Origin of the sequence: Pandoraea aquatica, assembly GCF_902459565.1 — a bacterium.
GTDB lineage: Bacteria > Pseudomonadota > Gammaproteobacteria > Burkholderiales > Burkholderiaceae > Pandoraea > Pandoraea aquatica.
In genome coordinates this window covers 83099-97014 of record NZ_CABPSN010000004.1, presented here as the reverse complement: position 1 = coordinate 97014, position 13916 = coordinate 83099, and the positions used below count along the sequence as shown (strand labels likewise).

Sequence of the window (13916 nt, the reverse complement as noted above, 5' to 3'; positions counted from 1 at the left end):
CCACCAGCAGGGCCGGACTTATTTGTTGAGCTGCTTGTACCAGGCGCGATGGTGTTTCCACGCCCAGCCGCGGGTGACGGTACCGCGCGTCATGGCTTGCACGGAACCCTTGATCCAGATCGCCGCGTAGATGTGCGTAATGATGCCGCAAATCAACACGAATGCACACACCGCGTGCACGTCGGAGGCGAGACGGATCACCCAGATCGGGAAGTAGAACGCAAAGTACGCGCGCCAGATCACGATCCCCGAGAGCAACAACCCGATCATGCACAACACCATCACGTAGAACAGCAGCTTCTGCCCGGCGTTGTAACGCCCGACTTCCGGCAGATTTTCTTCGCGATTGTTGAGCACGTCGCCGATGTTCTTCATCCACTCGGTATCGCGCTGTTCGAACTTGTTGTAGCGTGCCAGCCGCATGGCGAGCCAAACAAAAGCCACGAACATCACCAGGCCGACGAACGGATGCAGAATCCGCGTCCACGGCCCGCCGCCGAACAGATTGGTGAGCCAGAACATCGACGGGTGGAACAGCGCCAGCCCGGACAGCGCGAGCAGAATGAACGTGCCCGCAACGATCCAGTGGTTGATGCGCTCCGCCGCGTTGTAACGCTCGATCAGTTCGTCCTTACCGTGCTTGTGATCGATCGAATCGTTCGCCATGGTCAGACCTCCTCGTGCGTGACAACGCCCTTCGAGCCGTCGGGACCGTCTCCCTTGCGGGATGCATCGTACCGGCGCGCTTCCTCTTCATCTTCCTCGGTCGTCTCGTTCGGACCGGTCTTGATGTAGTGGAAGAAGCCGGCAATCGCCGTGAGCGCCATCGCCGCCACGCCCAGCGGTTTGGCGATGCCCTTCCAGAACGTCACCATCGGACTGATGCGCGGATTGTCCGGCAGGCCGTGATACAGCGACGGCTTGTCGGCATGATGCAGCACATACATCACGTGCGTGCCGCCCACACCCGCCGGATCGTACAGCCCGGCGTTATCGAAGCCCCGCGACTTCAGGTCTTCGATACGCTCGGCCGCCTGATCCTTCATGGCGTCCTTGGTGCCGAACATGATCGCGCCCGTCGGGCACGTCTTCACGCAGGCCGGCTCCAGCCCCACCGACACGCGGTCGGAACAAAGCGTGCACTTGTACGCCTTGTGATCCTTCTGCGAGATCCGCGGGATGTTGAACGGGCACCCGGTAATGCAGTACCCGCAGCCGATACAGGCCTCTTCGTGGAAGTCGACGATGCCGTTCGCGTACTGCACGATGGCACCCGGCGACGGGCACGCTTTCAGGCAGCCCGGGTCCTCGCAATGCATACAGCCGTCCTTGCGGATCAGCCATTCGAGGTCGCCCTTCGGGTTCTCGTACTCGGTGAAACGCATGAGCGTCCACGAGTCCGCCGTCAGGTCGGCCGGGTTGTCGTACACGCCGACGTTGGTCCCGACTTCGTCGCGCAGGTCGTTCCACTCCATGCACGCCGTCTGGCAGGCCTTGCAGCCGATGCACTTCGAGACGTCGATGAGTTTGGCGACGTCGCCCGTGTGCGCTTCACGCACCGAGGGCGACGGCAAGGTCGTTGCCGAGCGCCGTTTGATATCCAGTGATTGCAATGCCATGGCGCCTCCTTATGCCTTCTCGACCTTCACGAGGAACGACTTCACCTCGGGTGTCTGCGAATTCGCGTCGCCCACAATCGGCGTGAGCGTATTCGCGAGGAACCCGGGCTTGGTCAACCCCTTGAAGCCCCAGTGAATCGGAATCCCCACATGGTGAACCGTCTTGCCGTCGATCTTCAGTGCGCGCAGACGCTTCGTCACGACCGCCTTGGCCTTGATGTAGCCCCGGTTGGACGACACCTTGACCATGTCGCCCGCAACGACCCCGACTTCCTTCGCAAGCGCTTCGCCGATTTCGACGAACTGCTCGGGCTGGATGATCGAGTTCAGCAACGCGTGCTTGGTCCAGTAGTGGAAATGCTCGGTCAGGCGATAAGTCGTTGCCACATGCGGGAAGTGCTCGGCCGTGCCCATCGTCGCCAGATCGTCCGGGAACACGCGTGCACCCGGGTTTCTCGTGGCCTTGGGTTGCTTCGGATGGAACGGGTTGTAGCCCAGCGGCGTCTCGAACGGCTCGTAATGCTCTGGGAACGGCCCTTCCGCCATGGCCCCCTTGGCGAAGAAACGCGCCACGCCTTCAGGGTTCATGATGAACGGACTCATGCCACCGGCCGGATCCTCGTCGACCTTGAAGTCGGGCACGTCGGCACCGGTCCACGCCTTACCGTTCCAATAGACCAGTTTGCGCTTCGGGTTGAACGGCTTGCCCGCGAGGTCGGACGACGCACGGTTGTACAAAATGCGACGGTTCGCCGGCCACGCCCACGCCCAGTTCAGCGTCTGACCGATGCCGGTCGGGTCGCTGTTGTCGCGGCGCGCCATCTGATTGCCTGCCTGCGTCCACGCACCAGCGAAGATCCAGCAGCCGGACGACGTACTGCCATCGTCCTTGAGTTCCGCAAACCCGGACAACTGCTCGCCTGCCTTACGCGTGACCTTGGTCGGATCCTTCGGATCGACGATGTCCTTGAGCGCACGGCCGTTGTACTCCTTGGCGAGTTCTTCGGGCGACGGACTCTCGGCTTGCGCATACGGCCACGAGAGATTGACGATCGGGTCGGGATACTTGCCGCCCTCCGTCTTGTACATCTCGCGAAGGCGCAGGAACAGCCCCGACATAATTTCGATGTCGGTGCGCGCCTCACCCGGCGGCTCGCCGCCCTTCCAGTGCCATTGCAGCCAGCGTCCCGAGTTGACGAGCGCGCCGTCTTCTTCGGCGAAACAAGTCGTCGGCAGACGGAACACTTCCGTCTGAATCTTGCTGGAGTCGACGTTGTTGTGCTCGCCGAAATTGCGCCAGAACTCCGACGTCTCCGTCGCGAGCGGGTCCATGATGACGAGGAACTTGAGCTGAGCGAGCGCCTTGTCCCACTTGACCTTGGCCGGCGTCGCCGCGATGGGATTGAACCCCTGCGCGATGTAGCCGGTCATCTTGCCCTTGCTCATCAGTTCCTGCACCTGGAGCATGTCGTACGGCTTGTCGAGCTTGGGCAGATAGTCGTAGCCCCAGTTGTTCTCAGCCGTGGCCGCGTCGCCCCACCAGGCCTTCATCAGGCTCACGTAGAACTTCGGATAGTTCTGCCAGTAGCTCAACTGGTTCAGACGCAGCGGCTTTTGCGTGCGCGCCGTCAGATATTGCTCGACGGTCTGCTCCGCCTGCTTGGGCAACGACATATAGCCCGGCAGCAGATCGGTCATCAGCCCCAGATCGGTCAGCCCCTGAATGTTGGAGTGACCGCGCAGCGCGTTCATGCCACCACCCACCGCACCGATATTGCCCAGCAGCAACTGCACCATGGCGCCGGTACGAATGATCTGCGAGCCGATCGAGTGCTGCGTCCAGCCGAGCGCATACAGGATCGTCATGGTGCGCGTCGGAGTGGAGCACTCGGCGATCTGCTTGTAGATGTACTCGACCTTGTCCGCAGGTGTGCCGCACGTGCGCTCCACCATATCGATGGTGTAACGCGAGTAGTGCTGCTTCATCAGCTGGAACACCGTACGCGGGTGCTGAAGCGTCGGGTCGGTGAGGACGTAACCGTCCGCGCCCTTCTGGTAATCCCAGGAGGACTTGTCGTAGGTATGTTTCTCTTCGTTGTAGCCCGAATAGATACCGTCTTCGAACGAGAACTCGTCTTTCACCAGGAAGGTGAAGTCGGTGTAGTTCTTGACGTACTCGTGCTGGATCTTGTCGTTCGTGAGCAGGTAGTTGATCAACCCGCCGAGGAACGCAATGTCCGTGCCGGTGCGGATCGGGGCGTAATAGTCCGCGACCGATGCCGAACGGTTAAAGCGCGGGTCGACGACGATCAGGCGCGCCTTGTTGTGCGCCTTCGCCTCGGTCACCCATTTGAAACCGCACGGGTGTGCCTCGGCTGCGTTGCCGCCCATGATGAGTACCAGATCCGCGTTCTTGATGTCGACCCAATGGTTCGTCATCGCGCCACGGCCAAACGTCGGGGCAAGACCTGCCACCGTCGGGCCGTGTCAGACACGTGCCTGGTTATCGAATCCCAGCATCCCGGTACTGCGGATGACTTTGTGCGTGATGTACCCGACTTCGTTGCTCGACGCCGACGCCGCCAGCATGCCGGTGGTGAGCCAACGGTTGACCGTGAGGCCGTCGTCCGTCTTTTCGACGAAGTTGGCGTCGCGGTCGGCCTTCATCAGCTTGGCGATGCGATCGAGCGCGTCGTCCCACGAAATGCGTTCCCACTTGTCGGACCCCGGCTTGCGGTACTCCGGATGCGTGAGACGGTTCGGGCTGTGGATGAAGTCGATGAGGCTGGCACCCTTCGGGCACAACGTGCCGCGGTTGACCGGGTGGTCGGGGTCGCCTTCGATGTGAAAGATGCTCTTCTTCGCATTCTTCGCACCGTCGCCGTAGCTGTACATGAGCAGCCCGCAGGCCACAGAACAGTACGGACAGGTATTACGGGTCTCGGTCGCTCGCGCGAGCTTGAACTGACGGACTTCCGCCAGCGCCGCGTCGGGCGCGAACCCGAGCATTGCCAGGCTGGACCCTGCCAGCGTTGCGCCACTCACTTTGAGGAACTGGCGCCTGGACATATTAAGCATGGGGGAATTCTCCTCAAATTTTGGGTAACTTTGCGGGAGTGTGTTGAGTATAGAGCAAACAAGTAATGATTTCCGTGACTTAGCACAAACCATGCCGCATATTGCGTTGAGCGCCATTGCGGCTGATTCCATGGGAACTTCCTTGACATTTTGGTATTCTGAGCGTCACTCTGGTCACCGTCCCCGGTAATGGACACATTGCCCCCTGAAGATGACGTGACGAACCTGATCGCATGTCCGAACTGCGACACGCTCCACCGTCGCATGGACCTGCCGCCGCACGAGACCGCTCGCTGCGTGCGTTGCCACTCGGTTCTTTACCGCTCCCCCGACCTGCGCCTGTCGCGCGTGCTCGCGCTCACCTTGACGTGCCTGATCGTGTTCGCCATCGCCAACGCGTTCCCCATCGTCGAGATCGAGGTGCAGGGCATCTATACCGAGACGACGCTCGTGGGTGCCGCGTGGGCGCTGTATCGCGAGGGCATGTGGCTCGTCGCGCTCCTCGTGTTCGCCACGACCGTGCTGTTTCCCCTGTCGCAACTGCTTGCGCTGATCCATTTGGTAACGCCACTCTCGCTCGGCCGGCGGCCCTATGCGGTCTTTCAAGTGATGCGCGCCATCGAGTTCTGCCGCCCCTGGGGCATGATCGAAGTGTTCATGCTCGGAGTACTGGTTTCGCTGGTCAAACTCTCGGCCATGGCAAGCGTGCTGCCCGGCATTGCGCTGTGGGCTTTCGGCGCGTTGACGATGTTGCTCGCACTGGTGCTGTCGTACGATCTGCGCAATCTGTGGATCGTGATCGACCGCACGCCGGACCCGGCGGTAGAGGCGCTGAAGGCGCAGAAGGCCACCGAATCCCGGACGGTGACGCGATGAAATATCTCTCGGCCAAAGCGGCGGGACTGGTCGCGTGCCACGTTTGCGGACGTCTGTCTCGCGAAGTGAAGACCGTCGAAAAGGAGCGTTGTCCCCGATGCGGTGCAGTGCTGCATCAGCGCAAGGTCGACAGCCTCACGCGCACCTGGGCCTTGCTGATCGCGGCGGCGATCCTGTACATTCCCGCCAATGTCCTGCCCATGATGCAGACGCGCTCGCTGTTAGGTAACTCCAGCGACACGATCATGAGCGGCGTGATCTATTTCTGGACGAGCGGCGAGTACGATCTGGCCATCGTCGTCTTCACAGCGAGCATTCTCGTCCCGATGCTCAAGCTCATTGCCTTATCGCTGCTGTGCTTTACCGCGCAGCGCGGCACCCGCTGGAAACCGCACCAACGCACCAAGCTGTATCACATGGTCGAGTTCATTGGACGCTGGTCCATGCTCGACGTCTTCGTCGTCGCGCTGATGGTGGCGCTCGTGAACATTCAGTCGCTGGCCGTGATTCAGGCCGGTCCGGGCATCGTGGCTTTCGGCTCCGTGGTCGTGCTCACGATGGTGGCCTCCATGCAGTTCGACCCTCGCCTGATCTGGGATCAGATCCGCGACGACGATACCGAACAGGACGATCATGACTGACCCGAAAGACGCGCAAGACCCGAAAGCCGTGCCACCGCCCGGGGCCGGCGATCTGCCGACACCGGCCATCGAACCGCGCAAGCGCTGGGCGCCCTCGCTCGTCTGGCTGATTCCGCTGGTCGCCGCCGTGATCGGGCTGTCGCTGGTGGCCAAGGTGCTCATCGAGCGCGGGCCGAGCGTGACTATCGACTTCAAGACCGCCGAAGGACTCGAAGCGGGCAAGACCAAGGTCAAGTACAAGGAAGTCGATATCGGCACGGTCAAAAGCATCGAACTGTCCGAAGACCTCTCGCATGTGCGTGTCACCGTCGATCTCACCAAGAACGCGAAGAACTTCGCCGTCAAGGATTCTCGTTGGTGGGTCGTGCGCCCGCGCGTGGCCGGCGGCAGCGTCTCCGGGTTGTCGACGCTCCTCTCCGGGGCCTACATCGGCGCGGACGCCGGCAAGGCGAAGGACTCCGCGAGCCACTTTGTCGGTCTGGAAGTGCCGCCGGTCGTCTCGAGCGGCCAGCCGGGCAAGCAGTTCGTGCTGCACGCGAGCGATATCGGCTCGCTCGACATCGGCTCGCCTATCTACTACCGCCGCATTCAGGTCGGTCAGGTCGAAGCGTACTCGCTCGACTCGGACGGCAAGGGCGTGACGCTGCGCGTGTTCGTGCAGGCACCGTATGACCAGTACGTCGGCTCCAATACGCGCTTCTGGCACGCCAGCGGCATCGACCTGCGACTCGATTCGAGCGGCTTCCAGGTCAATACGCAGTCGCTCGCGTCGGTGGTCATCGGCGGCATCGCCTTCCAGGCGCCGAGCGACTCGGGGGCCGGCGTGATGGCCAAGGCCGGGCAGGAGTTCCGTCTGGCCCCCGACGAATCTACGGCCATGAAGGCCCCCGACACGCACCCGGTACGGGTCGTGTTCCGCTTCCAACAGTCGCTGCGCGGGCTGGTCGTCGGTGCACCGATCGACTTCCGGGGTATCACCTTGGGTGAAGTGACGTCCATCGGCGTGGAGTTCGATCAGGCCACCAAGCAGATCAACATGCCGGTGACGGTCGACGTCTATCCGGATCGTCTGCGCCGTCGCGATCCGAAGAACAGTGTGCCGCCGACGGAACTGAACAGTCATAAGATTCTCGACGCACTCGTTCAGCGTGGCCTACGCGGTCAGTTGCGCACTGGCAACCTGCTGACCGGTCAGTTGTACGTGGCGCTCGACTTCTTCCCGAACGCCAAGCCCGCCAAGGCCGAGATGGTCGACGACGTGCTGGTTATGCCGACCGTGCCCAACACGCTCGACCAGTTGCAGCTTCAGATCGCCGACATTGCGAGCAAGCTCGACAAGATTCCGTTCGACAGCATCGGACAGAATCTGGACTCGACGCTGCGCAAGCTCGACAAGACGATGGATAGCGCACAAGGGCTGTTCCGTCAGCTCGACGGCGAGATCGCGCCGGAAGCGAAGGCCACGCTGGGCGAAGCGAAGAAGAGCTTCGGTGCGGCCGAGCGCACGCTGTCCGAAGATGCGCCTGTGCAGCAGGACGTCCGTCAGGCCATGCAGGAACTGACGAAGACGCTGCGCTCCCTCAACACCCTCGCCGACTATTTGCAGCAGCATCCCGAAGCGCTGCTGCGCGGCAAACCGAAGGACCCGCAACCATGACGAGGCCGACCGACATGACCCGTAGCCCGCGCCTGCGTGCAACGCCGGTGGACGGCGACATCGCTGCCCTGCCCGCGATAGCCCGGAAAGCAGGACTCGCCACTGCGGCGACCCTCGTACTGGCGCTTGCCGGCTGTGCCTCGCCGTCGTCCACGTTCTATACGCTGACGGATGCGGGTGCCGGCGCGGGCAGCGCCGCCGCCAACGCCACCACCGGCGCAGCGGCTCCGGCAACGCCGTATGCCCTGGAAGTGTCGCCCGTGGCTGTGCCCGAGCAGGTCGACCGACCACAGATCGTCGTCACCCGTGGCGGCGGACGCGTCGATATTCTCGAGGAATCCCGTTGGGCCGCCCCGCTCAAGACCGAGCTGACGTCGACGATCTCTCGCGACCTGACGCAACGTCTCGGGGCGATGGACGTCTATGGCTTGCCGCGCGCCGACGGTCTTGCCGTGTATCGCGTGTCGACGTCCGTCCAGCGATTCGAATCGACGCCGGGCGAACATGCGGCGCTCACGGCCGTCTGGAGTGTGCGAAAGGTGCCGGGCGATATCGTGCTGACGTGCCGCTTCTCAGGGACGGAGCCCGCCGCGTCGGGCATCGCAGACGTTGTCGCGGCGCAACGCAAGCTCGTCGACCGTCTGGCGGATGGCATCGGCAACGCCATCGCCACCAGCGCACAGGGTGCTACGCCCCGCTGTCAGAACTAAGAAGCCGCCCCACGGTCGCGGCTCATCCGAAACCTTGTTCAATCCCCGCCTTCCGGCCCTCAGAAGCCGATCGTGCGCCTGAAGTTGCGCGTCGCGGCGCTCGCCTCCACGCCCGCGCCCGGTACATCGGGGAGCGCCGCGCAGTAGGCTTCGATGGCCTCATCGGCCATAGGTACCCATTTGTCCAACCACCCGGCAATGACGGCGCGGTTTGTCTCCTGCTCCAACGCCATTGCCACTAGCTTCACCGCCCAGCGATGCTGACGCTGGGCATCGGCCAGTTGAGCGTCGGTCAACAGACCCAACAGGGTATCCCCGTTGTTTCTACCGGCTTGCCCAAGGCCGCGCAACACCGCTTCTTCTACCGCAGGCCGAACGACCAGGTTCAGCGCCACGAAGCTTTCGCCCCAATCCCAGGCGACGAGCGCCTGCTCGATAAGCCGACGCCAGCCCTGCCACGCGGGATCCTGCTCCCAATGCTGGCGCTCGTCGCGACCGAAACCGAGATCCTTGAACGTGTACGACAACTCCTTAGTCCGATAGGCGGTGTGCGTCACCCAACGAAAAGAGTCGGCCATCTGGAAAACCGCACAGTTCACGATGGTCGACGCGGGGGAGATATGGGCCAAGTAGCCTGCCCCCATCTGCAGCGCGTGAAATAGGAAGCGCGCCGGAGTATAGAGTCGCGCCAGCGACTCGGTCCACGGATGCGCCAGCAAGGCATCGTGACCTCGGGCTGAGAACTGATCCATCAGCCCATATACGTAGGTCTCCTGCCCATCCTGCAACAGGTTGTAGGTGCGATAGATGGTCTCGTCCGGATCTCGAAATGCGCCCCAGTCCGGATGCGTCAATGCACTCGCGTTGCGATACCGCTTGAACCACTGCGCCGTGTCGATGTTTGAGTCCAGCTCAAACGGCGCCTCGGGGTTGGCAAGGTTGAAGATGAGGTTGGTCGAAACGACCTCGTATTCGCTCGGTTTGCGTCGCCGTCCCGCCAAATGGCTCCAGGTCTTCAAAGGCTTCAGGACTTCGGAATGTTCCATTCTTGCTTCTCCTTAAAGCGCTTTTTTGTAATAGAAGCGAACATGATCGTCGTTTGTCTCGATGTTGCCCGCGAACGAGCCGAGATTGACTTCCAGTTCTGCCATTCTGAATGGACGGCCAAGGGCCGCCTCCACGGTGCTGCGGCGCAGGATCAACTCCACCTCGGCGTCGATCCGTACGTAAGCGCCTCTGTCATTGACGCGAATCGTTTTGCCTGGATTGTCTTCACGCGCAGCTTCGATGATTCCGGCCGTGATGTCGCTGGCCCGAAGTACCGGCCCGACCCAATTGTTGTGCTTTGGGCTACTTGCTTTGTCGATAGTCATGACGGGGTCCTATCCAGGTTCAGGAATGAGAAAATCGGGGCTCAACACCATCGACAGCCACCAGAACGTCATCGCCGTCCAGCTTGAGCGTGTATTCGGCAAGCTGGCAATCGCCGGGATTGATGCCTTTGCCGGTCTTAGCGTCAAAAGTCCATTGATGGGCCGGACATTTCAAAGTGCGACCGTCGAATTGCCCCCCTGCGAGTCGGAAACTCTGGTGAGGGCAGATTCCCTGGAAAGCCCGCGGCGTCGACCCTTCCGGCCAGACCAGAATAATCACGTGGCCTTGCACCGTGACATCGATCAGATCGCCCTCCCAGAAGTCATCGAGGGAGCACACCTTCTCAAATTTCATGTTCGACTCACTGGTCGCAAAAAATAAACTCGAGCGCGTCCATCGGCTTGATATCCGTTTCGCTCAGCTTTGCCTGACGTGGATAGAGCGCGTCGCTGCCTTGGCGTCTCACTCTGATGACCTTGCTCGGTTGCGGCGCAACCCGTCGACCCACAGAATGATGGCCCGCCGCCGCCGCCACTTCATCCATGGTGTGTTCTATATCCACGAGGACGAGCTGCAATACGACATCGCCTTGAAAGTTGGAAATGATGGGAAAAGTCGCCATGTGTACGCTCCGTTTGCGTTCGACCTCAAACAGCCTGCTTGACGTAGGGGTTATCGCGGTAGGCTTCGGCCCAGGCGTAGTTGTGCGCGTCATCCCCCATTTCGCCGGGCGCTATGTTCATGTACTTGAGAGTACCGTTCAGATCGGGAGGCTGGATCTGGCCGGCGAGCAGCCGGTCCACCAACGAAAGATGATCTCGATAGCGCGTCGGGTCTTGTTGAAAAACCCACCGATCGATTTCCGACCCAAAATGGTAGACACGGCCGTTGTAATCAAGCGGATGGTCCTTTAAATTCCATCCGTTGCCCGGCATCGCGCATATCGGCAGTTGGCTCATGTTGCAGACGACCGGCATCACCTCAGGCAACGTCAATTCGCGTTTACCGGCGAGCAGGTTGTCGATAATGACGTCCCAGGCTTTTCCGAACGTGTCGTTCCAGCCCGGGTACTTTTGCTCGAGCCAGTCACGGCACTCATGCGATACGCCCGCCGCCGGGTTCCACCAAACGATCGGACGCCAAAACCAAGTACAAAGCTGGTATGCATGGTGCTGGTATTCGCATTCAGCGATCATTCGATCCCAATACCATGGCAAGGACAGGCCGGACTCGAGGAGTGAACGTTCAAATTGCCCAAGGATCCATTCCTGAACAAACTCCTTGAATGATTGTTTCCGGTGTTCCAACGGCGTCCAATAGTCCATCGAGTTGCCGGATAGATAGCAGAACTGGCGCCACATGCGCGCGAAGGCAACGTCCACGAGTTTCTGTGCGTGAGCCTTATGCCCATTGGCAATCAGTATCCGCACCACCGGCTGGCCGATCTGCGCGTGGCGAGCCTCGTCGGTCTGAATGCTCGAGATCAAGTTCGCAAAGGTGAAATCGCCGACCTCAGTTGCATCGGCGGCCAGGCCGAGGAACTGCAGATTGGAAAAAGCCGTCTCGAATGCCAACGTCAGCGTCACTGCGGCCTCTGTTGCGCTGCGTGCGAGCGATATATCGTCACCGCCATGACGCACTGCGATGGCAATCGCCTGATTGGTGTGGCAAGCCTTGTGCGCCCAATCGAACTGCCGGTCCTTCGGGCAATAATCGTGCGAAAAATATAATTGCAACTGCGTGTGCCGCAGCTCATCGAGCACACCGAAGGTTGCCATGTTGCGCATGCCGGGCGCACGCCCGAATCGGACGATTCTCCCATTCGTGCACAAACCGGTGTACTCCAGAAAAATAGCGCAACCGTAGTGCGCTTTCACAAGCGATAACCAGCCAGGTTCCGCTTCGTCCAGCATGCGGCTACGCTCCAACGCCGCCCTCACTGAGTAGACACCGGCATCCTTTTCTCGTTGGAGGCGCACGTACTCCGGGTATGAAATCTTGTACGGTTCATCATAAATTTCCCAACTTTCCATCGGAATACCTTGATCACCGGTCATGACTTCCGGAAAAAGCTCGGACTCAGGGACATATGTTGGCGTCCAGTTCGTCGATCGGGCAATGTCGTACCATTCCGCGCGTTCTAGCAGTGCCATGGCTCAATATGGGCATTTCCCGATCGAGAGGGTTTCGCGAGCAAAATCCAGAGAAATTTGATCTTCATCACTATTGCATTTCGCCGATCCCCAACACAATCTTTCTATACCCGATCCTTTTAAATGGTTATCCAATATAAATTGGACTATTAAAATCCTATTTATTCACGTTATCTCACGTTATTCAAAACCCCCATTAATTTCTAAATTGCCATGAGAATGAATGCTAGTACAGCGAACGCCACCACCTCGTACGTAAAACGCCTTTTTGGGACATTCGTGAGATTCGATTAGTGCGCACTGATCAAGGCGTTATGAAACGAGGTCGATTTCGATATTTTTTTCGCAACCTGTTCTAAAGCGCCACAGTCCCAAATCCGAAACCCAATGTCGGTCCATATGGAAGCGACGACTATGCTGCTATTCGGGCCATCGAGTAGTAGCGATGATCCTTCCGAAACCAACTGTGAGGATCTTTCCAATGAGCAAAGATGAGCAGAACAAGGGTGTCGTCCGTCGCTGGATGAAGGACTTCTGGGGCGAGAATGTCGATATTTCGGTGGTCGAGCAACTCGCCGCGCCGAACATGCGAATCAAGTATTCGTTGCTCAAACAGGGTGCCTGCGGTCGAGAGGGGGTCAAGAACTTCCTCGCCGGCTGGCGCACCCTATTCCCTGACTCGAAATTCGTGTTGGACGACTTGATCGCCCAAGGCGACTACGTCATCACGAAATGGAATGGTGGTGGCACCCACACGGGGCCGGCATTCGATGGCTTTGAAATGGAGTGCTGTTTGCCCGCTGCAACTGGCCGCAAGCTCCACTTCACTGGCGAATCCGTGTACAGGGTGATCGACGGCCAGATCGAGGAAGAGCTCGGCTTCGACGATGCGGTGAGCGCGATGACCCAACTCGGGCTGTTCAAGGCGACCGCCAGTAAACACGACCGTTGAGGCCACACGAAACGACGTGCCCGTAGCGAGCTAAGTCCTATTACGACTTGCAGCGGGCACTTGGTTAACGCAATGCCTGCCGGACGCCCAGCGCGATCATGAGCCCGCCACAGGTCAGGTCGATCCACGCCTTGGCGCGGCGATACGCCGCCGCAATCGACGCGTGCGACAGCACGAGCGCGACGACCCCGTACCAGCACGTCGCCGATGCACCGACGGTCGCCAGCATGGCGAAGAACGTCGGCGTGGACACGTGGGTGGGCACCGCCGAAGAAAACACGGCCGCATAGAAGGCGATGGACTTCGGGTTGGCGATATTGGTCGCGACACCTTGCAGGAACGCACCGCGAAACAGAGGCACCTTCGGTGAACGACTTTCGGCCGAAGGGGTCGCCCGTGCCGACACGACGAGCCACACCCCGAACCAGATCAGATAGGCCGCGCCGACCAGCCTGAGGCCGACAGCGAGCCACGGGAAAACCGCGAACACCGCGCTGAGACCCAGCATGGCGCACGTCGCCCAGAACAGATTGACCGTCACGATGCCAGCGACGAGCGCGAGCGCATCGACACGTCGGCCGGTGACCGCTTTGTGGGTGATGGCGATGAAGTTTGGCCCGGGGATGACCACTGCGGCCACATAGATACCAAAGACCGTCACAACAGCAGACCAATCAACCATTTGTCGCCCCAGTGGGTTGTAGTTGTACAACACGTGCAGCCGCTTCCTTAGCCAGCATTCTGCGGCAATTCGCGGTTGACCGCGCCTCGCGGAAAAAATTACGCATAGATTCCGATCATTACGGATTGCGCAATCGATTACGCAATGCTTAAGATATTCGAGACTCGCCGCATA

14 protein-coding genes are annotated in these 13916 nt (G+C 60.3%); 5 read left to right on the top strand and 9 right to left on the bottom strand.

What is annotated here, in order from left to right:
- Positions 1-18: 18 nt before the first annotated feature.
- Genes PAQ31011_RS14730 through fdnG form a run of 3 tightly spaced genes read right to left on the bottom strand, consistent with a single transcriptional unit; the run spans position 19 to position 4697 of the window.
- Complete coding sequence (locus PAQ31011_RS14730; RefSeq protein ID WP_150576557.1) at positions 19-666, bottom strand: formate dehydrogenase subunit gamma; 648 nt, start codon at positions 664-666, stop codon at positions 19-21.
- Between the two features lie 2 nt (positions 667-668).
- Positions 669-1619: a formate dehydrogenase subunit beta gene (gene fdxH / locus PAQ31011_RS14725; RefSeq protein ID WP_150576556.1), complete on the bottom strand. Its 951-nt coding sequence runs from the start codon at positions 1617-1619 to the stop codon at positions 669-671.
- A 9-nt stretch (positions 1620-1628) separates the two neighbouring features.
- On the bottom strand, positions 1629-4697 hold the full coding sequence (fdnG, locus tag PAQ31011_RS14720; RefSeq protein ID WP_150576555.1) for a formate dehydrogenase-N subunit alpha: 3069 nt from the start codon (positions 4695-4697) through the stop codon (positions 1629-1631).
- A 216-nt stretch (positions 4698-4913) separates the two neighbouring features.
- Here fdnG and PAQ31011_RS14715 point away from each other — a divergent pair, with 216 nt between their 5' ends.
- The 4 genes from PAQ31011_RS14715 to PAQ31011_RS14700 are packed head-to-tail and all read left to right on the top strand — an operon-like array spanning position 4914 to position 8581.
- A complete protein-coding gene (locus tag PAQ31011_RS14715) occupies positions 4914-5573 on the top strand; it encodes a paraquat-inducible protein A (RefSeq protein ID WP_343031677.1) in 660 nt (219 codons plus the stop codon).
- Positions 5570-6214: a paraquat-inducible protein A gene (locus PAQ31011_RS14710; RefSeq protein ID WP_150576554.1), complete on the top strand. Its 645-nt coding sequence runs from the start codon at positions 5570-5572 to the stop codon at positions 6212-6214. The genes PAQ31011_RS14715 and PAQ31011_RS14710 overlap by 4 nt, the downstream gene beginning before the upstream one ends.
- Positions 6207-7871, top strand: coding sequence for a PqiB family protein (locus PAQ31011_RS14705; protein WP_150576553.1), 1665 nt, complete (start codon positions 6207-6209; stop codon positions 7869-7871). The genes PAQ31011_RS14710 and PAQ31011_RS14705 overlap by 8 nt, the downstream gene beginning before the upstream one ends.
- 14 nt (positions 7872-7885) lie before the next feature.
- Positions 7886-8581, top strand: a complete 696-nt coding sequence (locus PAQ31011_RS14700; RefSeq protein ID WP_174990129.1) for a PqiC family protein — start codon at positions 7886-7888, stop codon at positions 8579-8581.
- 59 nt (positions 8582-8640) lie between these two features.
- Here PAQ31011_RS14700 and PAQ31011_RS14695 read toward each other — a convergent pair whose 3' ends face one another.
- Genes PAQ31011_RS14695 through PAQ31011_RS14675 form a run of 5 tightly spaced genes read right to left on the bottom strand, consistent with a single transcriptional unit; the run spans position 8641 to position 12108 of the window.
- Positions 8641-9627 (bottom strand): aromatic/alkene monooxygenase hydroxylase subunit beta, encoded by a 987-nt coding sequence (locus PAQ31011_RS14695; RefSeq protein WP_150576551.1) that lies wholly within the window; start codon positions 9625-9627, stop codon positions 8641-8643.
- A 12-nt stretch (positions 9628-9639) separates the two neighbouring features.
- On the bottom strand, positions 9640-9954 hold the full coding sequence (locus PAQ31011_RS14690) for an MmoB/DmpM family protein (protein ID WP_150576550.1): 315 nt from the start codon (positions 9952-9954) through the stop codon (positions 9640-9642).
- Between the two features lie 19 nt (positions 9955-9973).
- The gene (locus tag PAQ31011_RS14685; protein ID WP_150576549.1) at positions 9974-10309 is read right to left on the bottom strand and encodes a monooxygenase system ferredoxin subunit; all 336 of its coding nucleotides are present in this window, start codon (positions 10307-10309) and stop codon (positions 9974-9976) included.
- 7 nt (positions 10310-10316) lie between these two features.
- On the bottom strand, positions 10317-10577 hold the full coding sequence (locus PAQ31011_RS14680; protein WP_150576548.1) for a toluene-4-monooxygenase system B family protein: 261 nt from the start codon (positions 10575-10577) through the stop codon (positions 10317-10319).
- A gap of 25 nt (positions 10578-10602) precedes the next feature.
- Complete coding sequence (locus PAQ31011_RS14675; RefSeq protein WP_150576547.1) at positions 10603-12108, bottom strand: ferritin family protein; 1506 nt, start codon at positions 12106-12108, stop codon at positions 10603-10605.
- 481 nt (positions 12109-12589) lie between these two features.
- Here PAQ31011_RS14675 and PAQ31011_RS14670 point away from each other — a divergent pair, with 481 nt between their 5' ends.
- The gene (locus PAQ31011_RS14670) at positions 12590-13060 is read left to right on the top strand and encodes an ester cyclase (RefSeq protein WP_150576546.1); all 471 of its coding nucleotides are present in this window, start codon (positions 12590-12592) and stop codon (positions 13058-13060) included.
- 64 nt (positions 13061-13124) lie between these two features.
- Here the strand turns inward: PAQ31011_RS14670 and PAQ31011_RS14665 are convergent, their stop codons facing one another.
- Positions 13125-13742, bottom strand: a complete 618-nt coding sequence (locus tag PAQ31011_RS14665) for a LysE family translocator (RefSeq protein ID WP_150576545.1) — start codon at positions 13740-13742, stop codon at positions 13125-13127.
- Between the last annotated feature and the right edge of the window lie 174 nt (positions 13743-13916).